The sequence below is a fragment of the Ruegeria sp. H7 genome (assembly GCF_056532945.1).
The window spans coordinates 178,757-202,844 of sequence record NZ_JBQFNZ010000002.1; the positions used below are offsets into that span (position 1 = coordinate 178,757).

At 58.7% G+C, this 24,088-nt stretch carries 25 protein-coding genes; 13 read left to right on the forward strand and 12 right to left on the reverse strand.

The window, feature by feature from the left end; genetic code table 11:
- Positions 1 to 170: 170 nt before the first annotated feature.
- From ACR0AC_RS05895 to ACR0AC_RS05910, 4 genes are all read right to left on the reverse strand, one after another.
- Positions 171 to 962 (reverse strand): lytic murein transglycosylase, encoded by a 792-nt coding sequence (locus ACR0AC_RS05895; RefSeq protein ID WP_170449844.1) that lies wholly within the window; start codon positions 960 to 962, stop codon positions 171 to 173.
- 63 nt (positions 963 to 1,025) lie between these two features.
- On the reverse strand, positions 1,026 to 1,670 hold the full coding sequence (locus tag ACR0AC_RS05900; RefSeq protein WP_480872379.1) for an MSMEG_1061 family FMN-dependent PPOX-type flavoprotein: 645 nt from the start codon (positions 1,668 to 1,670) through the stop codon (positions 1,026 to 1,028).
- A gap of 101 nt (positions 1,671 to 1,771) precedes the next feature.
- On the reverse strand, positions 1,772 to 3,178 hold the full coding sequence (gene glnA / locus ACR0AC_RS05905; RefSeq protein ID WP_170449848.1) for a type I glutamate--ammonia ligase: 1,407 nt from the start codon (positions 3,176 to 3,178) through the stop codon (positions 1,772 to 1,774).
- Positions 3,179 to 3,214: 36 nt separating this feature from the next.
- Entirely contained in the window at positions 3,215 to 3,553 is a 339-nt protein-coding gene (locus ACR0AC_RS05910; protein WP_050602105.1) for a P-II family nitrogen regulator, read from the reverse strand.
- A 169-nt stretch (positions 3,554 to 3,722) separates the two neighbouring features.
- On the opposite strand from ACR0AC_RS05910, the gene ACR0AC_RS05915 reads away from it, so the two are divergent.
- The 3 genes from ACR0AC_RS05915 (at position 3,723) to tig (ending at position 8,268) form a co-directional block, all read left to right on the forward strand.
- Entirely contained in the window at positions 3,723 to 5,318 is a 1,596-nt protein-coding gene (locus tag ACR0AC_RS05915; protein WP_480872382.1) for an NAD(P)H-hydrate dehydratase, read from the forward strand.
- A gap of 308 nt (positions 5,319 to 5,626) precedes the next feature.
- The gene (locus ACR0AC_RS05920) at positions 5,627 to 6,751 is read left to right on the forward strand and encodes a porin (RefSeq protein ID WP_170449853.1); all 1,125 of its coding nucleotides are present in this window, start codon (positions 5,627 to 5,629) and stop codon (positions 6,749 to 6,751) included.
- 185 nt (positions 6,752 to 6,936) lie between these two features.
- Positions 6,937 to 8,268, forward strand: coding sequence for a trigger factor (gene tig, locus ACR0AC_RS05925; protein ID WP_170452999.1), 1,332 nt, complete (start codon positions 6,937 to 6,939; stop codon positions 8,266 to 8,268).
- 94 nt (positions 8,269 to 8,362) lie between these two features.
- On the opposite strand, the gene ACR0AC_RS05930 is transcribed toward tig, so the two are convergent.
- The 6 genes from ACR0AC_RS05930 to rpsF form a co-directional block, all read right to left on the reverse strand.
- Complete coding sequence (locus tag ACR0AC_RS05930) at positions 8,363 to 9,217, reverse strand: acyl-homoserine-lactone synthase (RefSeq protein WP_170449855.1); 855 nt, start codon at positions 9,215 to 9,217, stop codon at positions 8,363 to 8,365.
- 107 nt (positions 9,218 to 9,324) lie between these two features.
- Positions 9,325 to 10,026 (reverse strand): LuxR family transcriptional regulator, encoded by a 702-nt coding sequence (locus ACR0AC_RS05935; RefSeq protein ID WP_170449857.1) that lies wholly within the window; start codon positions 10,024 to 10,026, stop codon positions 9,325 to 9,327.
- A gap of 239 nt (positions 10,027 to 10,265) precedes the next feature.
- Complete coding sequence (locus tag ACR0AC_RS05940) at positions 10,266 to 10,751, reverse strand: lytic transglycosylase domain-containing protein (protein WP_170449859.1); 486 nt, start codon at positions 10,749 to 10,751, stop codon at positions 10,266 to 10,268.
- Between the two features lie 150 nt (positions 10,752 to 10,901).
- Entirely contained in the window at positions 10,902 to 11,522 is a 621-nt protein-coding gene (gene rplI / locus ACR0AC_RS05945; protein ID WP_170449861.1) for a 50S ribosomal protein L9, read from the reverse strand.
- Positions 11,523 to 11,534: 12 nt separating this feature from the next.
- Positions 11,535 to 11,762 carry a 30S ribosomal protein S18 gene (rpsR, locus tag ACR0AC_RS05950; RefSeq protein ID WP_005608650.1) on the reverse strand — a complete coding sequence of 76 codons (228 nt, stop codon included), beginning with the start codon at positions 11,760 to 11,762 and terminating at the stop codon, positions 11,535 to 11,537.
- Positions 11,763 to 11,790: 28 nt separating this feature from the next.
- Complete coding sequence (rpsF, locus tag ACR0AC_RS05955) at positions 11,791 to 12,144, reverse strand: 30S ribosomal protein S6 (RefSeq protein ID WP_170449863.1); 354 nt, start codon at positions 12,142 to 12,144, stop codon at positions 11,791 to 11,793.
- Between the two features lie 285 nt (positions 12,145 to 12,429).
- Here rpsF and ACR0AC_RS05960 point away from each other — a divergent pair, with 285 nt between their 5' ends.
- Positions 12,430 to 12,948 carry a hypothetical protein gene (locus ACR0AC_RS05960; protein WP_170449865.1) on the forward strand — a complete coding sequence of 173 codons (519 nt, stop codon included), beginning with the start codon at positions 12,430 to 12,432 and terminating at the stop codon, positions 12,946 to 12,948.
- A 125-nt stretch (positions 12,949 to 13,073) separates the two neighbouring features.
- Positions 13,074 to 13,646: a YceI family protein gene (locus ACR0AC_RS05965; protein ID WP_170449867.1), complete on the forward strand. Its 573-nt coding sequence runs from the start codon at positions 13,074 to 13,076 to the stop codon at positions 13,644 to 13,646.
- Between the two features lie 59 nt (positions 13,647 to 13,705).
- On the opposite strand, the gene ACR0AC_RS05970 is transcribed toward ACR0AC_RS05965, so the two are convergent.
- The gene (locus ACR0AC_RS05970; RefSeq protein ID WP_480626160.1) at positions 13,706 to 14,935 is read right to left on the reverse strand and encodes a cytochrome b/b6 domain-containing protein; all 1,230 of its coding nucleotides are present in this window, start codon (positions 14,933 to 14,935) and stop codon (positions 13,706 to 13,708) included.
- A 166-nt stretch (positions 14,936 to 15,101) separates the two neighbouring features.
- On the opposite strand from ACR0AC_RS05970, the gene fabD reads away from it, so the two are divergent.
- The 7 genes from fabD (at position 15,102) to mltG (ending at position 21,444) form a co-directional block, all read left to right on the forward strand.
- Positions 15,102 to 16,040 carry an ACP S-malonyltransferase gene (gene fabD / locus ACR0AC_RS05975; protein ID WP_170621994.1) on the forward strand — a complete coding sequence of 313 codons (939 nt, stop codon included), beginning with the start codon at positions 15,102 to 15,104 and terminating at the stop codon, positions 16,038 to 16,040.
- A 42-nt stretch (positions 16,041 to 16,082) separates the two neighbouring features.
- Positions 16,083 to 16,820: a 3-oxoacyl-[acyl-carrier-protein] reductase gene (gene fabG, locus ACR0AC_RS05980; protein WP_170449874.1), complete on the forward strand. Its 738-nt coding sequence runs from the start codon at positions 16,083 to 16,085 to the stop codon at positions 16,818 to 16,820.
- Between the two features lie 210 nt (positions 16,821 to 17,030).
- Complete coding sequence (locus tag ACR0AC_RS05985; protein ID WP_008756330.1) at positions 17,031 to 17,264, forward strand: acyl carrier protein; 234 nt, start codon at positions 17,031 to 17,033, stop codon at positions 17,262 to 17,264.
- A gap of 139 nt (positions 17,265 to 17,403) precedes the next feature.
- Positions 17,404 to 17,943, forward strand: coding sequence for a GNAT family N-acetyltransferase (locus ACR0AC_RS05990; protein ID WP_170519421.1), 540 nt, complete (start codon positions 17,404 to 17,406; stop codon positions 17,941 to 17,943).
- A 122-nt stretch (positions 17,944 to 18,065) separates the two neighbouring features.
- Positions 18,066 to 18,809 (forward strand): 1-(5-phosphoribosyl)-5-[(5-phosphoribosylamino)methylideneamino] imidazole-4-carboxamide isomerase, encoded by a 744-nt coding sequence (locus tag ACR0AC_RS05995; RefSeq protein ID WP_170449877.1) that lies wholly within the window; start codon positions 18,066 to 18,068, stop codon positions 18,807 to 18,809.
- 211 nt (positions 18,810 to 19,020) lie between these two features.
- Positions 19,021 to 20,286, forward strand: coding sequence for a beta-ketoacyl-ACP synthase II (gene fabF / locus ACR0AC_RS06000; RefSeq protein WP_480872387.1), 1,266 nt, complete (start codon positions 19,021 to 19,023; stop codon positions 20,284 to 20,286).
- Positions 20,287 to 21,444, forward strand: a complete 1,158-nt coding sequence (mltG, locus tag ACR0AC_RS06005) for an endolytic transglycosylase MltG (protein WP_480872389.1) — start codon at positions 20,287 to 20,289, stop codon at positions 21,442 to 21,444.
- Positions 21,445 to 21,497: 53 nt separating this feature from the next.
- Here mltG and ACR0AC_RS06010 read toward each other — a convergent pair whose 3' ends face one another.
- Complete coding sequence (locus tag ACR0AC_RS06010) at positions 21,498 to 22,760, reverse strand: DEAD/DEAH box helicase (RefSeq protein ID WP_480872391.1); 1,263 nt, start codon at positions 22,758 to 22,760, stop codon at positions 21,498 to 21,500.
- 418 nt (positions 22,761 to 23,178) lie between these two features.
- Here ACR0AC_RS06010 and ACR0AC_RS06015 point away from each other — a divergent pair, with 418 nt between their 5' ends.
- Entirely contained in the window at positions 23,179 to 24,060 is an 882-nt protein-coding gene (locus ACR0AC_RS06015; RefSeq protein ID WP_170449885.1) for a DMT family transporter, read from the forward strand.
- Positions 24,061 to 24,088: the final 28 nt, after the last annotated feature.

Here is a 24,088-nt window from a genome sequence, read left to right on the forward strand (position 1 = left end):
GCCGGCAAACTATCAACGGTTTTTGGACAGAATTTGACCAAAATGGAAAAAAATCGAAATTTCCGAGGATTGATTACGCTTTGGAAACCCTGAATCCAAGGCGTTTTGGTGGCTACTATGGCAATTTTGTGGCCGAATTGCGCGTAGGGCGTGGTGACGGAGTGTCGGGCCTAACCATCGATTCGCGCGGCCATGATGGCGATGGATTGCTGATAGACCGATGCCGCATTCCATTGTTGGATGACCGCGAAATTCGGCTGTCCCGGCTGATACCCACGCCCCGGTTTCCATCCTTTTTTGCGAAGGAAATTCGCGGTCGAGGCCATTGCATCCGTCAGGTTGTAAAAATCCACACGTCGGTCGCCGGTGGCATCGACGCCGTATTCAAGGGCGTTGCCGGGCAGGAATTGCGTATGGCCCAGTTCGCCATGTTTTGCCCCTTTTGTCGCCATGGTGATGCTGCCCTGATCGACCAGTTTCAGTGCCCCGATCGCATGGGGGATAAAGAAATCCGATCTGCGGCAATCATAGGCTAATGTTGTGATTGCGGAAACAACCTGACTGTCGCCCATGAAGCTGCCAAAGCCGGTTTCCATACCGTGGATGGCCAGCAGAATTCCGGATGGCACGCCGTATTGGCGTTCCAATGCGGCGTAGAAATCCGGGTTTCTGGCTTTGCGTTTGCGCCCCTGCGCAACAATTGTATCCGCGCCGCGCACACGCATGAATTTATCCAGCGAGTATTTGAAACTCTTCTGGTTTCGGTCGGCCGCAATGGTGCGGGTGGCGTATTGCGTCTGAGCCAGCGCTTGCAAGCCCTTCCTTTTCACTCCGGCCCGGCGCGCCTGTTTGGCAAAGTCCGCTTTCCAGGCCTCGAACCCCGCGCTGGTATTCCCGCAGGGCGCGGTTAGTCCGACGGTCGGGATGGTCAGGGCAAGCGACAGAAAAAGCGCGCGCAGCATAGGGGCACTCCGATTGGCTGTGGTTGTGAAAGCGTAAATGCCAAGGGCGAAATGGCAAGTCGGTTAATACAGGCCCAGTTCGTCCGTGGCTTTCAGGCTTTCGAACCATTCCTCGGGCGTTTTGTCGATTTTCGCGTGTTTGACCATCATCGCGTTCATGTTCGGCAGTTGCGAGGCATCGGGCCAGTGATCGGGTTGCCACAGGTTCCCACGGATGACGCATTTGGGGCAGTGGGCAAAGGCAGTTTCGACATGGATCAGCAGGACAAGTTTCGGCACCCGCCCGTTCACGGCCATACCGCTTAGCAGGTCGGGGTCAGCGCATATTCGCGCCGTGCCGCGAATGCGCAGAGTTTCCATTTTGCCGGGAACAAAGAAAATCACACTGACGCGCGGGTCTTTCAGAACGTTGTGAAACGTGTCCACCCGCTTGTTGCCGGGGCGATCCGGGATGGCGATCAGGGTGTCCGATACCACTTGAACAAACCCCTCAGGGTCGCCGCGCGGTGAGATGTCCAGATACCCATCCGGGTTGGCCGAAGCGATCAGGCAGAAGGTGGATTTGTCGATGAAGTCGCGGCACATCTGATCCAGTGCGGACAATTCCTTGGCGATGATCTGGGGCAGAGGCGCGCCGGTGATGCGTTCCAGATCTTCGACCGAGGTTACGATGTCCGAGAATTGTGCAAACGGGGTATCGGATGACATGCGCTCTCTCCTGACCGGTTTGCGTCCGAGTGTGAAAGATCATGCCAAACGAAACAAGGGCGCCCGTTTGGACGCCCTTGCAGATGTAACCCTGTTCCGGATCAGCAGCTGTAGTACATGCCGTACTCAACCGGGTGCGGGGTATGCTCGTAGGTTTCGACCTCTTCCATCTTCAGCGCGATGTAGCCGTCGATCTGGTCTTTGGTGAACACGTCGCCCTGCAGCAGGAAGTCGTGATCGGCAGCCAGAGCTTCCAGAGCCTCACGCAAGCTGCCGCAGACGGTCGGGATGTCGGCCAGTTCTTCGGCGGGCAGGTCGTACAGGTTCTTGTCCATGGCTTCGCCCGGATCGATCTTGTTCTTGATGCCGTCCAGACCGGCCATCAGCAGCGCAGCAAACGCCAGATAGGGGTTTGCGGCCGGATCGGGGAAACGGGCCTCGACGCGCTTGGCTTTCGGGCTTTCGGTCCACGGAATACGGACACAACCGGAACGGTTACGGGCCGAGTAAGCGCGCAAAACAGGAGCTTCAAAGCCCGGGATCAGACGCTTGTAGCTGTTGGTTGACGGGTTGGTGAAGGCATTCAGGGTCTTGGCGTGTTTCAGAACACCACCGATGAACCACAGTGCTTCATCCGACAGGTCGGCATATTTGTCACCTGCAAACAGCGGCTTGCCGTCTTTCCAGATCGACATGTTCACGTGCATGCCGGTGCCGTTGTCGCCTGCGATGGGCTTCGGCATGAAGGTCGCCGATTTGCCGTAGGCGTGCGCGACGTTGTGGATGACGTATTTGTACTTCTGCAGCTCGTCCGCCTGTTTGGTCAGGCTGTCGAAGATCAGGCCCAGCTCGTGCTGGCACGAGGCAACCTCGTGGTGGTGCTTGTCGACCTTCATGCCCAGACGCTTCATGGTGCTGAGCATTTCCGAACGCAGGTCCTGAGATTCGTCGATCGGGTTAACCGGGAAGTAGCCACCCTTGACGCCCGGACGATGGCCCATGTTGCCCATCTCGTATTCGGTGTCGGTGTTCCACGACGCGTCGGTCGCATCAACTTCGTAGGATACCTTGTTGATCGTGTTTGAGAAACGGACATCGTCAAACAGGAAGAATTCAGCTTCGGGGCCGAAGAAGGCCGCGTCGCCGATGCCGGACGCTTTCAGGTAGGCCTCGGCTTTTTGGGCGGTGCCGCGCGGGTCGCGCTCATAGGCTTCGCCGGTGTCAGGCTCGACGACCGAGCAGTGCACGCAGATGGTTTTTTCTGCATAGAACGGATCGACATAAGCGCTGTCGGTATCGACCATCAGTTTCATGTCCGATGCTTCGATCGACTTCCAGCCCGCAATCGACGAACCGTCGAACATGAAGCCTTCTTCCAGGAAGTCTTCGTCAACCTGATCAGCCATCAGGGTCACGTGCTGAAGCTTGCCGCGCGGGTCGGTGAAACGGACGTCGACGTAATCGGCGCCTTCGTCTTTGATCAGCTGAAGAACTGCGTCCTTGCTCATTCTATTGTTCCTCTGGTTTGAGAATTCGGTAATGGGTTACAGCGCGTCCGAGCCGGTCTCGCCGGTGCGGATGCGGATGGCTTGTTCAACGGGTGAGACAAAGATCTTGCCGTCGCCGATCTTGTCGGTCTTGGCGGCCGAGACGATAGCCTCGATGGCGGCATCGACCTGATCGTCGTCCAGAACCACTTCGACCTTCACTTTGGGCAGAAAATCGACCACGTATTCGGCACCCCGGTAGAGTTCCGTGTGACCCTTTTGGCGGCCAAAGCCCTTGACTTCGATCACGCTGAGGCCCTGGACGCCAACGTCCTGCAATGCCTCTTTCACTTCGTCCAGTTTGAACGGCTTGATGATCGCTTCGATCTTTTTCATCCCGGCTCACCTCGCATGGTTGTCAGACCCGCAGTGATCACGTCTAAGATCGCTCAGCAATGTGATTGCGAAAATGTAGGCCTTAGGGCGGGGCGAAATTTGGCGTGGGGTGAAATTTTAGTCACTTTGCACAAAAAGTAATCAGAATTGAATCGCGAAGGGGTTTCGGATGGCAGAATTGCTGACAGCGGCGCAGATGCGGGCGATCGAGCAGGCGGCTATTGGGTCCGGTCAGGTGACGGGTCTGGACCTGATGGAGCGCGCGGGGCAGGGCGTTGTCGACGCGATTTTCGAGGAGTGGCCAGAGTTGAGGGATCGAGGGGCCAGCCCCTCGAGCTCCCCGGGATATTTGGGGCCAGATGAAGGGGATCCCTCGCGTGCCGTGGTGCTGTGTGGACCTGGGAACAACGGGGGTGACGGGTTTGTTGTGGCGCGGTTGTTGCGGGAGTTGGGTTGGGAGGTTGAGGTTTTTCTATATGGCGACCCAGAGAAGCTGCCGCCGGATGCGCGGGTGAATTATGAGCGGTGGATGGAAAACGGAGCTGTTCAAGACCTTTCTGTTCGCGACGTTTTTGACGATATGGCCGCAGTGGACCTGATCATTGACGCGGTTTTTGGAACCGGGCTTGCGCGGCCTGTCGAAGGCAAGTTGGCCCAGGCCTTTCAGTCTGTAAGGGCGTTCAGGGAGGCGCGCGGCGGCAGAATTGTCGCGGTCGATGTGCCCTCGGGTCTTTGTTCGGATAGCGGAAAACTACTTGGGGCTCAGCTGGATGCCGAATTGACGGTCTCATTCCATAGGGCCAAGCGTGGTCACGTGCTTTGTGGTGGTCCACGGCATACTGGCACGCTTGCTACGAAGTCGATTGGATTGGACGGCGGGTGGGACAGGTACGCCGAAGGGCCGATCCTGAAAAAGACTGAGGGCGTTTCATCGCGTATTAGCAAGAGCAGTTCCGCGCACAAATATGGATACGGTCACGCCCTTATCCTATCGGGTGGTGCCGGTAAAACGGGCGCGGCGCGGCTGGCGGCGCGGGGGGCTTTGCGGATCGGTGCCGGGTTGGTGACGATTGGGGTGCCGCCGTCGGCCCAGATGGAGGTTGCGGCGCAGGTGACGGCCATCATGTTGCAGCGCGTTGAGGGTGCGGATGGGTTGGCCGAGGTGTTGCAGGATGAGCGGCTGAATGCTGTGTGCCTTGGCCCGGGGCTGGGAGTGAAGCGTGCGCTGCAATTGGTGCCGGTCGCGTTGGCAGCGCGGCGGGCAACAGTGCTGGATGCCGATGCGCTGACGGCCTTTGCGAACGACCCAGACGCGCTGTTCGGACTGCTGCACGCAAACTGCGTGCTGACCCCACATGGCGGAGAGTTTGCGCGGCTTTTCCCGGATATTTCTGAGAAGCTGAATGCGGTGCCCTTGAAAGGCCCTGCATATTCCAAAGTGGATGCCACGCGCGAGGCCGCGAAACGGGCCGGGTGTGTTGTTCTGTTCAAAGGGCCGGATACGGTGATTGCCGATCCAAATGGCCAGTGCTCGATCAACGCGGCGCATTGCGACCGTTCCGCCCCGTGGTTGGCGACGGCCGGGTCGGGGGATGTGCTGGCCGGGTTCATCACAGGGCTTATGGCACGAGGGGTTTCAGCCATGCAGGCCGCCGAGAGCGCGGCCTGGTCGCACGTGGAATGCGCGCGCCACTTCGGCCCAGGGCTGATCGCGGAAGATCTGCCCGAGCAGCTTCCATACGTATTTAGGCAATTAAATATATAAGTATATTGGGCGGGGAATGGCTCAGCGGGGCGCGAGTCGGCGGAAATCCGCCGTCAAGGCCTGCGCAGTTGCATAGCGAGTGTTTGCCAGACGCATGGCTCGGCGTCACAATTCACTTGTGGTGCTTGGCGAGATCTAGTGTGTGAATGTTCAAGCCTTTATAAACATTAACAAATATCAAATTTTGCGAGTTTCTGCTGTTGCGAAAAAGCAATGCTCGCGCGGAACCGATTGCGGCGCACTGGAACGCTCACGTTCCGTAAACATCTGAGCAGTACCTGAAACCTGAATTTTTCATGGTGAGTGAAATGACCCTGAACTTTAAATCCACCTCGGTTGTTGCAGTCCTTGCCGCATCAACGGCAATTCCGGCTGCGGCTGAATTGAAATATGAAAACAATAGCGGCGGCTATGTTGAGCTTTATGGCCAGCTGAACCCGGCCATTATTTCGGTCGACGATGGCGAAGAGACCGAGACCCGGCTTTTGGACAACGATCTGTCGAACAGCCGCGTTGGCCTGCGCTTGCTGCAGCCTTTTGGCAGCAACGAGTTTACCTTCCGCTTTGAAACCGGCCTGGGTCTGCCCGGATCAGCCTCGGCGGATCAGTTCGGCACCAATGGCGATGGCTGGACGCGCGAAGATCTGCGCCATGTCGATTTCGCCTTGAAAGGCGATTGGGGTAAATTCTCGGCCGGGCAGGGCAGCATGGTGTCCGATGGTGCAGCCGAAGTGGATTTGTCCTATGTCGGCACAGCGCTTTATTCGTTCACCAACGACGAGAACGCGGGCTTCTTCTACCGCGGAACTGACGGCATGCTGAGCGATATCACCGTTGGCGACTCCAGCAGCAACCTGGACGGTTCGCGCCGGGGCCGCATTCGTTATGACACGCCGACCGTCAACGGATTTTCTGCCGGGATCGCCTATGGTCAGAACATCCTGTCCAGCAGCGATGACGACGATTACTACGACATTGGCCTGTCCTACGAAAACACCTTTGCGGGCGGGGTCGAGTTTGCGGCCGGTCTGGCCTATGCTGTGCGCGACCGTGACGACAACTCGGGTGAGCGCAAAGACACGATCGGCTCGGCCTCGGTTCTGTTGCCCAGCGGGTTCAGCTTTACCGTTGCAGCAGGTACGCGCGACGACGACGCGGATGGCGCGTCCGACCCCAATTACTGGTACGGCAAAATCGCCTATGAAGGGAACTGGGTGCCATGGGGCAAAACCGGCGTGGGGATCGACTACTTTGACGGTTCGGATTTTGACTCGGACGGGTCCAGCACCAAGGCTTGGGGCATCGCGGTGGTGCAGAAGATCGACGCAATCAACACCGATGCCTATCTGAAATACCGCAACCACGATTTTGACGACGGTACCTCGTTCGACAACAACGAGGCCTGGGTTCTGGGCGCGCGCTGGCGGTTCTGATCACCCGGACGATTTCCTGAACAAACGCCCCGGTCCAATCCGGGGCGTTTTTTATACTGAGAAGCGGTAAATCCGGGGTGATCCGGCCTTTGCCCCCTTGCACGCGGGCGGCTGGGCAAATAGAAGGCGTCAAATTTGCCCGGCGCGCCGTTTTGCGCGCCCCGAATCCTATGGGGACTACCATAATGCAGGTTACCGAGACGCTGAACGAAGGTCTGAAACGCGGCTACAACATCACCGTCACAGCAGCCGAGCTGGACGACAAGGTCAACGAGAAGCTGACCGAGGCGCAGCCCGAAGTTGAGATGAAGGGCTTCCGCAAAGGCAAGGTGCCGATGGCGCTGCTGAAGAAGCAATTTGGCCAGCGCCTGCTGGGCGAAGCGATGCAGGAAACCATCGACGGTGCGATGAACAAGCACTTTGAAGACAGCGGCGACCGCCCTGCGCTGCAGCCCGAGGTCAAGATGACCAATGAGGACTGGAAAGAAGGCGACGACGTCGAGGTCGCAATGTCCTACGAAGCGCTGCCGGAAATCCCCGAGGTTGACCTGAAATCGGTCGAACTGGAGAAGCTGGTTGTCAAAGCCGATGACGCAGCCGTGGAAGAGGCGCTGAACAACCTGGCCGAAACTGCACAGGATTTCAAAGCGCGCCGCAAGGGTTCGAAAGCCAAGGACGGTGACCAGATCGTGTTCGATTTCGTCGGCAAGGTTGACGGCGAAGAGTTCGAAGGCGGCTCGGCGGAAGACTACCCGCTGGTGCTGGGCTCGAACAGCTTCATCCCCGGCTTTGAAGAGCAGCTGGTTGGTGTGAAAGCCGAGGAAGAAAAAGACGTCAACGTCACCTTCCCCGAAGAATACGGTGCCGAGCATCTGGCCGGTAAAGACGCTGTTTTCACCTGCACCGTCAAAGAGGTGAAAGAACCGGTTGCCGCTGAGGTCAATGATGAGCTGGCCAAGAAATTCGGCGCCGAGGATCTGGAGGCTCTGAAAGGTCAGATTTCCGAGCGTCTGGAGGCCGAATACGCTGGTGCGTCACGCGCTGTGATGAAGCGCGCCCTGCTGGACGCGCTGGACGAGAAGGTGTCCTTTGACCTGCCGCCGTCGCTGGTAGAGGCTGAGGCCAAGCAGATCGCCCACCAGCTGTGGCACGAGGAAAACCCCGAGGTCGAAGGCCACGATCACGATGAGATCGAACCCACCGACGAGCACAACAAACTGGCCGAGCGCCGCGTGCGTCTGGGCCTGCTGCTGGCCGAGCTGGGCCAGAAGGCTGAAGTTGAAGTGACCGATGCCGAGATGACTCAGGCGATCATGAACCAGGCGCGTCAGTACCCGGGTCAGGAACGCCAGTTCTTTGAGTTCGTGCAGCAAAACGCCCAGATGCAGCAGCAACTGCGCGCGCCGATCTTTGAAGACAAGGTTGTCGACTACGTTTTCGAACTGGCCACCGTTGCAGACAAAGAAGTCAGCAAGGACGACCTGCAAAAAGCCGTTGAGGCACTGGAAGAGGAATAATCCTCTTCCCCCCTTTTCGGGGGCCAAAAGTAAAGCGGAGCCGCCTGAAATTGGCGACTCCGCATGGGTGGCTTTGTACTATGAGGTGAGGGGGTCAGGCCTCATGAGCAAAAGCACGGGGGGTCTGTAGCAGAGCGGTCTTCTGCTCTGGCGTGAAGGTGTCGGTCAGCGCTTCGATCAGCTTCAGAACATCTTGCCGTTCCGCTTCGGTGCGCGCTGCGCTCATCTGTTCGACAAAGTATTTTTCGAGGTCAGTGAGCGGTTTGTGATCGCGGTTGGCCGGATTGGGCTCAACAGCTTTCTTCGAGTTGAACAGGGCCAGAGCCTCTTCCTCGTCCAAGAAGACGTCGCCTTCGATGCCAGCGAAGTCGCGGACGCCCTGAATGCGTTCATCGGTGCAATCCAACAGCGCGGCCAGTGCAGATACTTTGCCCATCGGGACAGTTTTGCCGACATAGTCGTAAGGCGCACAGTTCGACCGCTGCAGAACGCGATCCATAACCGGATCGATTACGGTGATGATGTCCTGGATACCTGCGTTCTTGGCATATTCCAGCGAGCCAATCATCAGTTCACAGGTGGCATAAGACACCGAGTTTTTGTCCTTGCCGCGTTTGAGACGCTGCGTGTCGACGCAAAAGCGCGTGGATTCCCACATCGTCGCGCTGCGCAGCGGTGCCTCGCCATCAAGAATGGCCGAGAAGACATCGGAAAGCATGTGAGGTCCGGTGGTCTGCAGGGCACGCACGGCTGCGACGACATTCCCCCCGTCGTCGAGTCCGATTACGTATGCAGGATCCAGGTGATCGAATTCATCGATCTCTTTCCCGTCTTCGATATTAACGTCCCATCCAAGACGTCCGCCGAATACGCGTGCGCGCAGTTCAAACATTTCGTCGAGAACTTCGCCGAACAGGTGTCTGTTCAGCCCATCTACCACGATGATCATTTTTTCCCCCTTCGAGTGGTTGTTCGGTAAACTAGAAGTTACCGTTTTGAGGGGGTTTTTCTATTGGGGGTTTCCCGTATTTTGACGGAATTTGGGGAATTTTGTGTTTAACCTGGGGTAATAAGCCCAATTGCGATGGCCCGGCCGACGGCTTGCGGCGTGGTCAATGCGCTCAGCTTTTCGCGGCTTGAACGCAGATGCACCTCGACGGTGCGGTGTGAGATGGACAGAATGTCGCCGATATCCTGCTGCGACTTGCCTGCCGCGACCCACTGCAGGATCTCGGCTTCGCGCGTGGACAGGGTGGGATGGTACAGCGCACCGGTCAGTTCATCTGAGGTCACGACATGGTCGTGAATGTGAACGGCCATCGATTGCAGGTCGCTGATGACATGGGTGTATAGTTTACGCCATTCTTCCTTGCTGCAATTGCGGGTCGCGCTGAGCAATCCAATATCGCCGTAAGGTCCACGGACAGGAATGGTAACGCCTTGATTCGGAATGCCAAAATCATGGGCGTCCCTGAAAACGCGCTGAAATTCCGGGCTGCGTTCAAGACGGCTCCAATCCACGGGGGCGATGCTGCGTCGGGCCATGTGGATTGTGGGGTCGATCATGATCAGACCCTGGTTCTGATAGTGTTCGTTCCAGGCGTCGTCGTAGGTCACAAAACCGGCTACGGTACCAGCCGCAGGATTCATGCCAGCATAGGCGGCATGGTCCATTTCATGCTTGTCGCAAATCTGCTTAAGAAACTCGGTATACCGAGTTTCTGCATCCGGCAGAGTGCTCAGATCGAAAATTTCCATGCGGCGCCTACCAACTGCGGCCCATACCACAAGTCTGATGGTGTCGTCAGACCGGCAGTAAACTTAGAGTGGAACCCAACTTACCTCACGGCAGCCAGCACAACATACTTTTGAAAACATGACAAGGCGACGTGCGAAATGTCTGCGCTTTTCGACGCTGCTGGTGACGTATTAGAACATTTTTGTCACTATCGGAACGCAACTGCTAACAGAAGATCATTCCGATTGACCGCCCCATATCACGGCGCGGGTCGTAATCCTGTCTCAACCAGCATACCGCGTGCCTTGGCTTCGGGATAGTACCCTTTTGCATATAAAAAGATGGCGCGTTGCTGATCGCCATCGGAAAGCAGCCATGCACCGCGCAGGTATTTTCCCGCAAACTCAAGATTGGTGTCAGCGTCCAGTAGACCTTGCGCGTTGCCCTTATATCCCATTGAGCGCGCCGTGGCAGGCAGGATCTGGAGCAGGCCGTAGTAAGGGCGGTTCACAGCCCACGGTCTGTGCGTGCTTTCGCGGATCGCCAGCTTGTGCACCAACTCACGCGGCAACTCGTAGTGATCTGCCCATTTGTTGATCGACGCGCGCAATTCCGGGGTCTCGTTGGGGTAGAGCGGCGGATCGAACGGTTCCGCGTCACCTCGGGATACTTCGGCGCCGCTACAGGCGGCAAGGGTGGCCATTGCGAGGAAGGCGATGATGCTGCGGCGGGGGAAAACTGCCATCTAAATTCTCCAGGTTCCGGTGCGCGATGATATGGATCGCGGTCGACGCCGCAAGATTAGCTGTGAAATTGGGCTGAATTTTGCTGGCTCGGGCAAGAAAAAGGGCCGCGCGAATGGCGCGGCCCTTTCTGTAAGGTCAGCTTGGCCAGATCAGGCTTTTGCTTCGTCTTCTTGGGCAGGGGCGTCTTCGGCCACCAGATCGTCGTCGTCCGAAGCGGCCGAGCCGATGTCGTCGAACAGTTCGGCGATTTCGAATTCAGCGGCAGCTTCTTCTTCAGCGGCCAGTTCCTGAATCGATTTGCCCGATGCCTGCAGTTCGGCTTCTTCTTCCGAGCGGGCAACGTTCATCTTGATCTCGACTTCAACCTCGGGGTGCAGGCGAACGGCGACCGAATGCAGGCCCAGTTCCTTGATCGGAGCGATCAGGATGACCTGTTTCTTGTCGACTGTGAAACCTGCTTCGGTTGCGGCATCTGCGGCGTCACGCGGGGTGACCGAGCCGTACAGAGCGCCGGCATCCGATGCCGAGCGAATCACGATGAACTGCTGACCGTCCAGCTTTTCAGCCAGTGCTTCAGCTTCTTTCTTGGTTTCCAGGTTGCGTGCTTCCAGCTGCGCTTTCTGGGCTTCGAACGACGCGATGTTGGCGTCCGATGCGCTCAGGGCTTTGCCTTGGGGCAGCAGGAAGTTGCGGGCGTAGCCGGGCTTGACGTCAACGACGTCGCCCATCTGACCCAGTTTCGCAACGCGTTCCAGAAGGATAACTTGCATGTCAGTCTCTCCTTACTTCACGGCGTAGGGCAGCAGGGCGAGGAAGCGGGCGCGCTTGATAGCACGGGCCAGTTCACGCTGCTTTTTCGCCGAAACGGCGGTGATGCGCGAAGGAACGATCTTGCCACGCTCAGAGATATAACGCTGCAGCAGACGGGTGTCTTTATAGTCGATCTTCGGCGCGTTCTCACCCGAGAACGGGCAGACCTTGCGGCGGCGGAAAAATGGTTTTGCGGCCATGGTTTAGTGTCCTTTTCTCAGGCGTTGATCAACGGCGCTCGCGGCGGTCGCCACGTTCGTCACGCTTCTGCATCTGAACCGACGGGCCATCTTCGTGACCGTCGACCTTGATGGTCAGAACGCGCATGACGTCGTCATGCAGGCGCATCAGGCGTTCCATTTCCTGAACCGCACCCGAGGGGGCATCGGTCTTCAGGAAGGCATAGTGGCCTTTGCGGTTCTTGTTGATCTTGTAGGCCATCGTCTTGACTCCCCAGTACTCGCTATCAACGAGGTTGCCGCCGTTGTCGGCCAGCACGGTGCCAAAGTGTTCGATCAGGCCTTCGGCCTGCGCGTTGGACAGGTCCTGACGCGCGATCATTACATGCTCATACAGTGGCATGTTCACTCCTGTTTATATCAAGGCGCATTTCATAGGCGGGGCCACTGTGATCCTTCGCGACCCTGCCACGAGAGGCTGCGCGATTCATGTGTCGTGCGAAGGATGGCCCCGTATACACGTTTCCCCGTCCGGGGCAAGGCCTGCCGGGACTGCCATGGTGAAGTCGTCCAATTTCCTTTGCTGCGCCCAATTCCTGACGCTTTTCGGCTCAAAGTTGTTAAGCAAGCCGGAACACATCCGGACAGCCAAATCTAAGACGGTAACCTTATACAGGGTGATGATGTTATGACCGCGACGAACACGAACACACTTGGCAAGCAGGCGCAGGGCGCGGGCTTTGAACATTCCGTGCCGGTCAAGATTGCATTCAAAGTGAACTGGAAAGCCCGGATCGTTCTGGCCCGCATCGTCGGAGCCTTCCTGATCGTGTCGGCCTTCTCGATGTGGCTGATGCCGGGGTCGGTGATCGGGGCCGAGGTCTGGCCGATCAAGATGGTCGCGTCGATGCTGTTCCTGATCGTCGGTGTCAGCCTGTTGACCATCGAAGTGATGGATTCACGCCCGGATGCCTATTTCGACCCGATCCGCCGTGAAGTCCGCATTTTGCAAAAGAATGAGAACGGCCGTCCCCAGACGGTTCTGCGTCGCAGCTACGAAAGCCTTGGCGGTGCCCGTTTCGAGGATGATGAAGTCCAATTGTATGACGTTGACGGCAGCCTGCTGATGAAACTGCCGTTGCAATCGGCGGATGTCAGCCGAGCGCTGAAGGGTCAACTGAGCCAAAGCGTAACAATTTTCGCCTGAGTTTTATTCTGTTCAAAAAGGAACAGAGTTTGTGAATCAAAAATACTTGTGTGCCGCCCTTGGGCGGCACATTTTTGTTTTGAGCAACCCAAACGGTTTGCATTCACAAAAAAGCGGAGACTGTTATGAAATCCACCCTGCTTGCTGCTGCCCTGGCCATGACGGCGACCACTGCCTTCGCCAGCGCCGAGAAATACGTTCTGGATCCAAGCCACAGTCAGGTCATTTTCAGCTATGACCACCTGGGATTCTCGACCACCACTGGCATGTTCTCGGGCTTTGAAGGCGAGATCATGTTCGATCAGGAAGACCCTGCCGCATCCAGCGTGTCGGTCTCGATGCCGGTGATGTCGATGTTCACCGGCTGGGAAGCGCGTGAAGATCACTTTATGACCGAAGACTTCTTTGGTGCGTCCGAAGGCGATCTGATCACCTTCACCTCGACCGGGATCGAAGTTACCGGAGACGACACGGCCAATATTACCGGCGACCTGACCATGAACGGTGTGACCAAGTCGGTCGTTCTGGATGCCAAACTGAACAAGGTCGACCAGCACCCGATGGCCAACAAGCCCTGGGCCGGTTTCAATGCGACCACAACCCTGACCCGCAGCGAGTTTGATCTGGGCCAGTTCGCCCCGTTCGTCAGCGACGAGGTACAGGTTCAGATTTCGGTCGAAGCGCAGAAAGCCGAATAAGCGAAGCTTGATCGTTACGACAGGAAACCGCCGGGTCAGACGACCCGGCGGTTTTTTTGTCACTCTTCGTCCCGCTCGGTAGTCAACTCGACCGAGACTATGACGTTAAAGCCCAGCGAGTCCTCTGTCGGTTGAGATGTGCCAACGTCGAAATCCATCCGGTTCAACTGCAACTCGCCTGACATGGTTGCCTGATCATCCTGCAACTCCAGGGCGAAAGGCAGAACAACGTCCAGGGATTTGTCGCGGATCGTCAGAGGCCCGCGGGCCTCATAGCCTGTTTCGGTCTTGAACAGATCGGCCTTGAAAGCGGCGGTCGGGAATTGCGCGCTGTCAAAGAAATCCGCGCCCATCGCCTGATCGGTCACTGTACCCAGGCTGAGCGATCCGATGGCAATTGTCACATCAACCGCCCCGGCCAATCCCGGTTCGGCGGGGTCTTCGAAGGCAATCGCGGCTGTCCAGTCGCCAAAGGTCCCGGTCACGGGGCTGCCCAGCTGAGAGATGGTGATCGACAAGGTGCCATCCTCGACCTCCCATTCCGATTGCACGTCTTCAAGCTCGGCCGTGTCGGTTGCCGCTTTGGAGTGGTCATCAAATGTGCCGTTGGTCCAGCCAAAGCCCAGAACCCCCAACCAGACGATCAAGGCAGCGAATGCAGGCAGGGCCGAGTGGTGTTGTGCTGGCGGTTCGGGTGCGTCCGCCTGACCGGGCAGCATGCGGCGCAGGGTGCTGTCCTTATCTACAACGTGGTGTTTCAGGGCGCCCATGATGTGCAGAACCAGTGACCCGCCTAAAACCCAGATGAACAGCCAGTGCAGCCCGGCGGTCACCTCGGCCACGTATGGCGATTTCGGAACAAACGGCAGGTTTTGGCCGAAAGGCCACAGGATCGGCGCAAACCCTTCGGCGGCGGCGTGGTGAAGCCAGCCGGTCAGCGGCACCAGAACCAGCGAGGCATAAAGCATCCAATGCACGGTTTCGGCGGCAAAAGCCTCGGGCTTGTTTTCAGCGTTCAGCAATCCCGGTTTGGTTTGAGACAATGTCCACAGAATGCGGGCCAGCGCGACAAAGAACACCGTCACGCCAACGGTCTTGTGCAGCGAGAACAGGCGGGCCGCGTTGGCAATATCCTCTTCGGATGTCGGGATGTTAGGGTCATAGATCGCGTGGGCCAACTGGTTGGCGTACCAGCCCAGTGGCAGGGCCGTGAAGATCAGCAAAGCCGTCAGCCAGTGAAAAGCCTTGGCGACGCTGCCATAGCTGGAAAAGGTATTGCTTGAGGGCATCGAACAAACGCTCCGGTATGGGTAGGCTGCCCCCAACCTAAAGCGCACGCGCAATGACACAAGTACGAGACTGCGCACATTCAAGGTGCCGCAATGCACCCTACTTGTGCCGCGTCCCATGTCAGTTTACACCCCGCCGCAACCTAACGTCATCCATGAGGTTGCAATGACACGCGCGTTCGTTTTTCCGGGGCAGGGCGCCCAGACCATCGGAATGGGTAAAGCACTGGCCGAGGCCTACCCGGCGGCCCAAGCCGTTTTTGATGAGGTCGACGAGGCGCTGAGCGAAAAGCTAAGCAGCCTGATCTGGGACGGCGAGATCGAAGAACTGACGCTGACTCAGAACGCGCAGCCCGCGCTGATGGCCACTTCTATGGCGGCGATGCGTGCGCTGGAGGCCGAAGGTGTGTCTGTAACTGATGCGGCCTATGTGGCCGGGCATTCGCTGGGTGAATATTCCGCACTGGCGGCGGCGGGTGCTTTGTCGGTGGCCGATACCGCCCGCCTGTTGCGCAAGCGCGGTCAGGCGATGCAAAGCGCGGTTCCGGTGGGTGAAGGTGCAATGGCCGCTGTTCTTGGTCTGGACCTTGAAGCGGTGCGCGCCGTCGCTGAAGAAGCCGCGCAGGGCGAGGTGTGTCAGGCGGCAAATGACAACGATCCAACGCAGGTTGTCGTATCCGGCGCCAAGGCAGCCGTGGAACGCGCTGCCGAGATTGCCAAGGAAAAAGGCGCAAAGCGGGCGATTTTGTTGCCGGTAAGTGCTCCATTTCACTGTGCGCTGATGCAGCCTGCTGCAGATGTAATGGCAGACGCCTTGGCCGCAGTCGAAATCAAGGCCCCGACGGTTCCGGTCGTCGCCAATGTGCGCGCCGAGGCCGTGAGCGACCCGGACCTGATCCGGCAGTTGCTGGTCGAGCAGGTGACGGGCTCGGTTCGGTGGCGCGAAAGCGTGCAGTACATGGCGGCGCAGGGCGTGACCGAGACATGGGAGATTGGCGCGGGCAAAGCCCTGTCCGGCATGATCCGCAAGATTGACCGGGCCATCGCTGGCAAAGCGGTTGGAACGCCAGAAGATGTCCTAAAGGCCGTCGCGGCCGAGTCGTAAGCATAGAACGCGCCGTTCAGGGCGCCTCACGAGGGAAACAGTATGTTTGATTTGACGGGTAAGAATGCGCTGGTTACTGGCGCTTCGGGCGGGATCGGGGGCGATATCGCCCGCGCCTTGCATGGCGCTGGTGCCAATGTGGGCCTATCAGGTACGCGGGTTGAGCCACTGCAGGCTTTGGCCGATGAACTGGGAGAGCGGGCGCATGTGCTGCCCTGCAACCTGAGTGACACAGAGGCCGTCGAGGCACTACCGAAACAGGCAGCCGAGGCGATGGGATCAGTCGACATTCTGGTCAACAATGCCGGCATCACGCGTGACAATCTGTTCATGCGCATGTCCGATGAAGAATGGCAGAGCGTCATTGACGTGAACATGACCTCGACCATGAAACTGTGCAAAGGCGTGATCCGGGGCATGATGAAGGCGCGTTGGGGCCGGATCGTGAATGTCTCGTCCGTGGTGGCCGCGATCGGCAATCCGGGGCAGGCGAACTATGCGGCGTCGAAAGCCGGAATGATCGGCTTTTCCAAGGCCTTGGCCCACGAAGTTGCCACGCGCGGCATCACCGTTAACGCTGTGGCTCCGGGTTTCATTACCACGGCCATGACCGAGAAGCTGACCGAGGAACAGAAAAAGGGTCTGTTGCTCAAGGTTCCGGCGGGTCGTATGGGCGACCCCGAGGAAATTGCGGCCGCCGTTCTGTATCTTGCCAGCCCCGAAGCGGGCTATGTTACCGGAAGCACCTTGCATGTGAATGGCGGTATGGCCATGTTGTGAGCGCATAACAGGACAGGCGCGAAAGCGTTTGCCTTGTGCGCGGACTATGTTATAGGCGGCGCATCTATGCAGGGGCCGGTCGTTCAGGTCGGCCTTCTACTTTCCCGGTGAGCCGGGACCCAAACCGCCCGGAACGGGCAAATCAAAGCCAACCCGTGCGGGCAAGGGCAGAACCGGGCAAACCGCCCTGAATAGGAATGAGGAATAGACATGAGCGACGTCGCAGATCGCGTTAAAAAGATCGTTGTTGAGCACCTGGGTGTTGAAGAAGACAAGGTTGCGGAAAACGCCTCCTTCATCGACGATCTGGGCGCAGACAGCCTGGACACCGTCGAGCTGGTCATGGCCTTCGAAGAAGAGTTCGGCATCGAAATTCCTGATGACGCAGCCGAGACCATCCAGACCTTCGGCGACGCGGTCAAATTCATCAGCGAAGCGTCCTAAGCGTTTCATTTCTGATCAAAAGCGGCGCTTCCGGGCAACGGGGGCGCCGTTTTTTATTGTCGGCCCAACTTTCAGGCTTGCGTGACGCCTGTTCGCTTAGCACTGTTTCCACTGAGGCGTTATTCCAAGTGGGCAGGCGATGATAAGATCCACACCGATGATCAATACGGCACGGCTGACGCTGTGTGCGATGCGGCCCGAGGATTTTGAGCGCTTTGCCGAAATCTGGCGCGACCCTTGCGTGGTTCAGCATATCGGCGGCCAGCCCCGTTCGCGCGGTGAAGCCTGGGATTCGTTCCTGCGCAATGCGGGCCATTGGCAGATGGCCGGGTTCGGGCAGTGGGGCGTTTTGCAACAATCGAATCGCAAATTGATAGGTCAGGCCGGGTTCTTCTACGCCGATCGCGGGATGGGTGAAGAGTTCGACGCTTTCCCCGAGGCCGGTTGGGTCCTCGCCACCGAAGCCCAAGGGCAGGGGCTGGGGTATGAGGCCGCGCAGGCCGCGCATGACTGGTTCGACCGGATCATGCCGGGGCCGTTGGTTGCCATGGTGAATGCAAGCAACGCGACTTCGCAGAAACTGGCGAAAAAGCTGGGCTATGTGCTGACGCGCGAGGCCGAGTACAAGGGCACTCCGGTCCACTTGCTACGTCGCAACGGACCACCGGCGCGGGCGTAACTCCGCCGAGGGCAACTTATGCCGCAAATTGACCAGACTTTGCCGATCCCGGTAAATTGAGCCGATCCATCGCATGTATGCTATTCTGGATTTCCAGAACGATTGAGCGGAGGAGAATGCTCATGCGGATTTACCCCACGATGGAATTGCAGAACGGGCGGTGCGTCACCCTGGACAAGGGTCGCCTGGACGATGCAATGATCTGGCATGTGGACCCGGTTGAAACAGCGCGCAGCTGGGCTGCCGTCGGTGCTGAATGGATGCATCTGACCGATTTCGACGCGATCGAAGGGCGCGACACCAACGCGGGGCTGGTCGAAGAGATCATTCGCAGCGCTGAAATCCCGGTACAGCTGGGCGGTGGCATGCGCAGCCGCGAGCATGTCGAGCATTGGATCGACAAAGGCGCGGGCCGTATTGTGATCGGGACATTGGCGGCGCGTGATCCGCAACTGGTGAAGGAACTGGCCAAGCTGTACCCCGATCAGATCGTGTTGGCGGTGGATGTCTGGCAGGGCTACGTGATGACCGAAGGTTGGCGCAGCCAGAGCGCTTTTACACCCGAGGCATTTATCGACGCGTTCGAAGGCACGCCTTTTGCGGCCATCGTGGTGACGGATATTGACAGCGACATGGAAGATGTCGAAGCCCAGCTTGGGCTGATTTCCGGCCTGGCGCAGCATTCGCGTACGCCTATCGTAGCAAACGGCGTGGTGCGTTCGGCTGATGATATTTCGCGGCTGGCCTATATTCCCAACATTTCGGGTGCGATGTTCGCGCGCGCATTGTTCCGCAAAACGCTGGATCTGTCTGAGGCGCTTGAGGTTGCGACGGCTGCCCATGAACCGGTAGCGCAGTTCCAATAGGACTGGCCGGGAAATCTGTTCCGCCCTTTTCCACATCCGGGAGAGGGCGGTTTTTTTTGTTCCAGCGGGGTGGCGAAACCCGGCTGCCCGGCAAGATGTGACCGGAATTGGCAATATGATGTCGGTAAGGAATGCGCCCTTGCTCTTGCCCCCGTACCCCGGGGCGGGGTATGAGCGGTTCTCATAACAGGAAGCAGGCAAGAGGCACTTCATGCGCAGAGTCGTCGTAACCGGTCTGGGATTGGTCACTCCTTTGGCCAGCGGGGTCGAAGAAACCTGGTCACGTCTGCTGGACGGAGAGTCCGGCGCTGGCCCGATCACACTGTTCGATGCCGAGGCAAGCGGGGTCACCACGACCTATGCCTGCGAAGTGCCACGCGGGGACGGAACCAACGGGACGTTCAACCCCGACGACTGGATGCCGCCGAAAGAGCAGCGCAAGATCGAGGACTTTATCCTGTATTCCATCGCGGCGGCCGAGATGGCGTGCAAGGATGCGGGCTGGACGCCCGAGGATGAAGAGGATCGTCTGCGGACCGGCGTTCTGATCGGGTCGGGCATTGGTGGCCTGGGATCGATTGCGGAAACTGCAAACCTGATCCGCGACAAAGGCCCACGCCGCGTATCGCCGTTCTTTATTCCCGGCGCGCTGATCAACCTGGCGTCTGGTCAGGTTTCGATCCGGTTTGGATTCAAGGGTCCCAACCATTCGGTGGTGACGGCCTGTTCAACCGGTGCCCACGCCATTGGCGATGCCAGCCGGATCATCCGGTCGGGCGACGCGGATGTGATGATTGCCGGAGGTGGTGAAGGCTGCATCTGCGAGATTGGGATTGCAGGATTCAACGCGTGCAAGGCGCTGTCGACGAAGTATGCAGACGATCCGAAGAAGGCCAGTCGCCCCTATGACGTTGATCGCGATGGGTTCGTGATGGGCGAAGGCGCAGGCATCGTGGTTCTGGAAGACTATGAGCACGCCAAGGCACGCGGTGCCAAGATTTATGCCGAAGTGCTGGGCTATGGCATGTCGGGCGACGCCTATCACATCACCGCACCTTCCGAGGATGGCGACGGGGCCGAACGCTCGATGAAAGCCGCGCTGCGCAGTGCCGGGCTTGAGCCGAAGGATCTGGACTATATCAACGCGCACGGCACCTCGACCATGGCGGATACGATTGAGCTGGGTGCGGTGGAGCGTCTGCTGGGCGATCATGCCAGCAACGCGACCATGACCTCGACCAAGTCGGCCACCGGGCACCTGCTGGGTGCGGCGGGCGCGATTGAGGCGATCTTCTCGATCCTGGCGATCCGCGATCAGGTTGCACCGCCGACGATCAATCTGGACAATCCAGCGGTTGAAACGCCGATTGATCTGGCACCAAACGCCAAGCGCGAGCGTGAGATTAACGTGGCCTTGTCGAACTCGTTCGGGTTTGGCGGAACCAATGCCAGCGTGATCTTCGGAAAGGTCAGTTAAATGTGGCGTGCCCTGGCATCGAACGCGCTGACCATTCTGGTGGTCGGCCTGTTCCTGATGGGCGGCCTGATCCTTTGGGGCCAATCCCAGTACAAGGCCGAAGGCCCGCTGGACACCGCGATTTGCCTGCAAGTGGCAAGCGGGTCGAACATGACCCGCGTCAGCCGCGATCTTGAGGATCAGGGCGCGATCACAAGCGCCACGATCTTTCGGATGGCTGCGGATTACACCGACCGGGCGCAGCGGTTGAAGGCGGGCAGCTTTCTGGTGCGCGAAGGCGCGTCGATGGAGCAGATCATAGATGAGATCACCAGCAGCGGGGCCAGCACCTGCGGGTCCGAGATTGAATATCGGATCGGCGTGACCCGTGCCCAGACCCGTGTGCGCGAGTTGAATCCGGCGACACTGGACTTCGACGAGATCGCGTCTTTCGATGCAGCCGAAGATGAAACGCCCGAAGCCTATACGGAGAAGCGCAACGAAGCGGATACCCGCTATCGTGTGTCGCTGGCCGAGGGCGTGACCTCGTGGCAGGTGGTTGAGGCGCTGAAGGGGTTTGAAGCGCTGAGCGGTGAGGTGACAGAAATTCCCGCCGAAGGATCGCTGGCGCCGGACAGCTATGATGTCGTTGCCGGGCAGGACCGGAACGAAATCCTTCAGGCGATGCAGGAAACTCAGCAGTTGCGCATCAATGCAGCTTGGGAAAGCCGTCAGGATGGTCTGCCGCTGCAAAGCCCCGAAGAAATGCTGATCCTTGCGTCGATCATCGAGAAAGAAACCGGTGTCCCGGAAGAACGTGGTCAGGTGGCGAGCGTGTTTGTGAACCGTCTGAACCAGGGTATGCGGCTGCAAACAGACCCGACCGTGATTTATGGCGTCACCAAGGGGCAGGGCACGTTGGGCCGGGGATTGCGGCGCAGTGAGCTGAATCGCCCGACGCCGTGGAACACCTATCAGATCGATGGATTGCCGCCGACGCCGATTGCCAACCCGGGTCAGGCCAGCCTGCAAGCGGCTGTTGCCCCGGACAGCACGGATTACATCTTCTTTGTTGCGGATGGCACCGGTGGTCACGCCTTTGCCGAGACCCTGCAGGAACACAACCGCAATGTCGCCAAGTGGCGCGAGATTGAGGCCGAACGGAATTCGGGCAACTAAGCTCTGAGTTTGAAAGAAAAACAGCGCCGGTTCGGGCGCTGTTTTTTGTTGGATCAAGCTGCGGGTTTGCGACGGGGCCGCCTGCGTTTGGATTGCGACGGCTTTGAGCCGCCATTGGCGGGCTTGGGTCGGAATCCACGGCGGCGATTGTTCTGACCGCGCGCGGGGCGTTCGGCCTGAACGGCTTCGGGCATTTCTCCGCTGGCCACGGGAATGTCGATTTTCATCAGCTTCTGAATCTGGCGCAGCAGATCGACCTCCTCCGCTGAGCAGAACGCGATGGCTTCGCCCTCGCGCCCGGCCCGTGCGGTGCGACCGATGCGGTGGACGTAGTTGTCGGGCACCTCAGGCAGATCGTAGTTGATCACATAGGCGACGCCCGGAATGTCGATCCCACGTGCGGCCACATCTGTTGCGACCAATACATTGATTTCTCCGGCGCGGAAGGCCTTGATGGCGCGGTCACGCTGGCCCTGACTTTTGTTGCCGTGGATCGACGCGGCGTTATAGCCATCGGCGACCAGACCTTTCATCAGCTTCTCGGCCCCGTGTTTCGTGCGCGAGAAGACAAGCGTCAGGGCATCGGTGTCCTGCGACAGGATTTCCCGCAGCTTGCCGGGCTTTCCGGGTTTGCTGACAAAATGCACCGACTGGGTGATCTTGTCCGCCGCCTTGCCCGGAGGCGAGACCTGCACCCGTTGCGGGTTGGTCAGGTACGCGCGGCTAAGCTCTTCCATCTGCTTGGGCATGGTGGCCGAGAACAGCATGGTCTGGCGCGGCGTCCCCAGTGCCGGCGCGATCTTACGCAGCGCGTGGATGAAGCCGAGGTCGAGCATCTGGTCTGCCTCGTCCAGCACCAGATGGCGGACGGCGCCAAGGTCAACCGCGCCGCGCTCCATCAAATCGATCAGACGTCCGGGGGTGGCGACCAGAATGTCGGTGCCACGGGACAGGAACATGATCTGCTTGTTGATGGACTGCCCGCCCACAACAGTGGCCACGCGCAGCTTTGTCTTTTGGGTCAGGGTGCGCAGGCTGTCGGCGATCTGGTTCACCAGCTCTCGGGTCGGGGCAAGGATCAGGGCTTTGGCGGTTTTGGGATCGGGTTTGCCGGGCTGCGCCAGCAGGTGATCGATCAGCGGCAGGCCAAAGGCCAAGGTTTTGCCGGTGCCCGTCTGGGCGAGCCCCAGAATGTCATGCCCGTTCAGGGCCAACGGAATGGCCTGGTTCTGGATCGGGGTCGGCTGCGAAAAATTCGCGCGTTTCAGCGCGTCATTCAAAGCTGGCGCAAGGCCCAGCATGTCAAAGTCGAACAATGTCTATCCTTTTTCCACCCCGGGCCGAACTGGCCGGGGCGCATTTGAAACGGGTCACGCGGCAACCGCGCAACCGGCAGGGGTTTTGCGCGGCCTCGGGACTCACAGGCGAACCCTGTGCCATCCGGCCATCGCATCAAGAACCCTGCGTGAAGGGGAACTGGAGAAGTGTCTGTAGGGCGCTGTGGGGCGGAAGAAGCCCGCCAATGCTCACGCGTCAGCGCTTTGATGGGGCACATGAAGGCTGTGACGGCGTTTGTCAAGGTGTTGAGCCTGCATTGGGTAAACCCTAAGCGCCTCGAGGTATAGAATCTGCTGGTGTTCCTGGGCGGATTGCGGCATCGATTTTGTGGTCCAGGCCGCTGCAATTTGAGCGGGTTGTGCCGCAACCGGAATTGATCGGCACCGAGTATCACAGATGATGTCAAGAAACTTGCACGGCTCTAACCTGAAGGTCGCAAGTGTCGCCCTTGTGTTTGGCGGCATGATGTGGGGGCTGTATTGGATCCCGGTCCGCTTTTTCGTTGATCAGGGACTAAGCGGCGCTTGGCCTGGCATCGTGATGTATTCCGCTGCTCTTGTCGGTCTGGCACCCTTTTTGTGGCGCGACTGGCGGGATCTGGTGCTTCGCTGGCAGGACTTGATGTTCAGTGGCGTTTTCACTGGCGCAGCTTTTGGCCTGTTCACGATCAGCCTGATCTATACCGATGTCGTGCGCGCGATCCTGCTGTTCTACCTCACACCAGTATGGGGAACGATTGTCGGCCTTGTCTTTCTGGGCGAGCGGCTGACCCTGATCCGGCTGTTGGGGCTTGCCTGTGGGCTTGGCGGTATGGTCATCGTCCTCGGGGGCGAGCAGATCATCCCCTGGCCCAGCAATGCCGGGGATTGGGCGGCCCTTCTGTCAGGGATGGCCTGGGCTGTGGGAACACTTGGGCTGTACCGGGCGTCAGGTATTTCTGTTCCGGGGCAGGTCTTTGCGTTCATCACCGGGGCATTGTTGCTGTCAGTGGCCAGTCTGGCCTTCAGCGCGGGCGCGTTGAGCGAGCAGAGCGACGTTATTGTCCGGGTGCTTCCGATTGCGCTGCTGTCGGTCCTATACACGCTGCCGATGATTTTTCTGACAATTTGGCCCGCAACGCTGTTAACGCCTGCGCGGGTCGGTTTGCTTTTGATGAGCGAGATTGTCGTTGGCCTGATTTCCGCCGCCGTGTTCTCGGGTGAACCTTTTGGGCTGCGCGAATTAATCGGCGCGACGCTGATCGTCAGCGCGGCATTGTTGGAAATCGCGCGGGGGTAAGGCCTGAAACCGTCAGGAGATTGACGGC

Bases quoted from the DNA above. Each gene is read 5' to 3' on its own strand.
- ACR0AC_RS05965 (WP_170449867.1), top strand. From the start codon at position 13,074: ATGAAATCCACCCTGCTTGCTGCTGCCCTGGCCATGACGGCGACCACT.
- ACR0AC_RS05985 (WP_008756330.1), top strand. From the start codon at position 17,031: ATGAGCGACGTCGCAGATCGCGTTAAAAAGATCGTTGTTGAGCACCTG.
- ACR0AC_RS05940 (WP_170449859.1), bottom strand. From the start codon at position 10,751: ATGGCAGTTTTCCCCCGCCGCAGCATCATCGCCTTCCTCGCAATGGCC.
- fabD (WP_170621994.1), top strand. From the start codon at position 15,102: ATGACACGCGCGTTCGTTTTTCCGGGGCAGGGCGCCCAGACCATCGGA.
- ACR0AC_RS05930 (WP_170449855.1), bottom strand. From the start codon at position 9,217: ATGATCATCGTGGTAGATGGGCTGAACAGACACCTGTTCGGCGAAGTT.
- rpsF (WP_170449863.1), bottom strand. From the start codon at position 12,144: ATGCCACTGTATGAGCATGTAATGATCGCGCGTCAGGACCTGTCCAAC.
- ACR0AC_RS05900 (WP_480872379.1), bottom strand. From the start codon at position 1,670: ATGTCATCCGATACCCCGTTTGCACAATTCTCGGACATCGTAACCTCG.
- ACR0AC_RS05895 (WP_170449844.1), bottom strand. From the start codon at position 962: ATGCTGCGCGCGCTTTTTCTGTCGCTTGCCCTGACCATCCCGACCGTC.
- fabG (WP_170449874.1), top strand. From the start codon at position 16,083: ATGTTTGATTTGACGGGTAAGAATGCGCTGGTTACTGGCGCTTCGGGC.
- ACR0AC_RS05935 (WP_170449857.1), bottom strand. From the start codon at position 10,026: ATGGAAATTTTCGATCTGAGCACTCTGCCGGATGCAGAAACTCGGTAT.
- ACR0AC_RS05910 (WP_050602105.1), bottom strand. From the start codon at position 3,553: ATGAAAAAGATCGAAGCGATCATCAAGCCGTTCAAACTGGACGAAGTG.
- ACR0AC_RS05995 (WP_170449877.1), top strand. From the start codon at position 18,066: ATGCGGATTTACCCCACGATGGAATTGCAGAACGGGCGGTGCGTCACC.
- fabF (WP_480872387.1), top strand. From the start codon at position 19,021: ATGCGCAGAGTCGTCGTAACCGGTCTGGGATTGGTCACTCCTTTGGCC.
- ACR0AC_RS06015 (WP_170449885.1), top strand. From the start codon at position 23,179: ATGATGTCAAGAAACTTGCACGGCTCTAACCTGAAGGTCGCAAGTGTC.
- ACR0AC_RS05970 (WP_480626160.1), bottom strand. From the start codon at position 14,935: ATGCCCTCAAGCAATACCTTTTCCAGCTATGGCAGCGTCGCCAAGGCT.
- rpsR (WP_005608650.1), bottom strand. From the start codon at position 11,762: ATGGCCGCAAAACCATTTTTCCGCCGCCGCAAGGTCTGCCCGTTCTCG.
- ACR0AC_RS05920 (WP_170449853.1), top strand. From the start codon at position 5,627: ATGACCCTGAACTTTAAATCCACCTCGGTTGTTGCAGTCCTTGCCGCA.
- ACR0AC_RS05960 (WP_170449865.1), top strand. From the start codon at position 12,430: ATGACCGCGACGAACACGAACACACTTGGCAAGCAGGCGCAGGGCGCG.
- ACR0AC_RS05990 (WP_170519421.1), top strand. From the start codon at position 17,404: ATGATAAGATCCACACCGATGATCAATACGGCACGGCTGACGCTGTGT.
- rplI (WP_170449861.1), bottom strand. From the start codon at position 11,522: ATGCAAGTTATCCTTCTGGAACGCGTTGCGAAACTGGGTCAGATGGGC.
- tig (WP_170452999.1), top strand. From the start codon at position 6,937: ATGCAGGTTACCGAGACGCTGAACGAAGGTCTGAAACGCGGCTACAAC.
- ACR0AC_RS05915 (WP_480872382.1), top strand. From the start codon at position 3,723: ATGGCAGAATTGCTGACAGCGGCGCAGATGCGGGCGATCGAGCAGGCG.
- glnA (WP_170449848.1), bottom strand. From the start codon at position 3,178: ATGAGCAAGGACGCAGTTCTTCAGCTGATCAAAGACGAAGGCGCCGAT.
- mltG (WP_480872389.1), top strand. From the start codon at position 20,287: ATGTGGCGTGCCCTGGCATCGAACGCGCTGACCATTCTGGTGGTCGGC.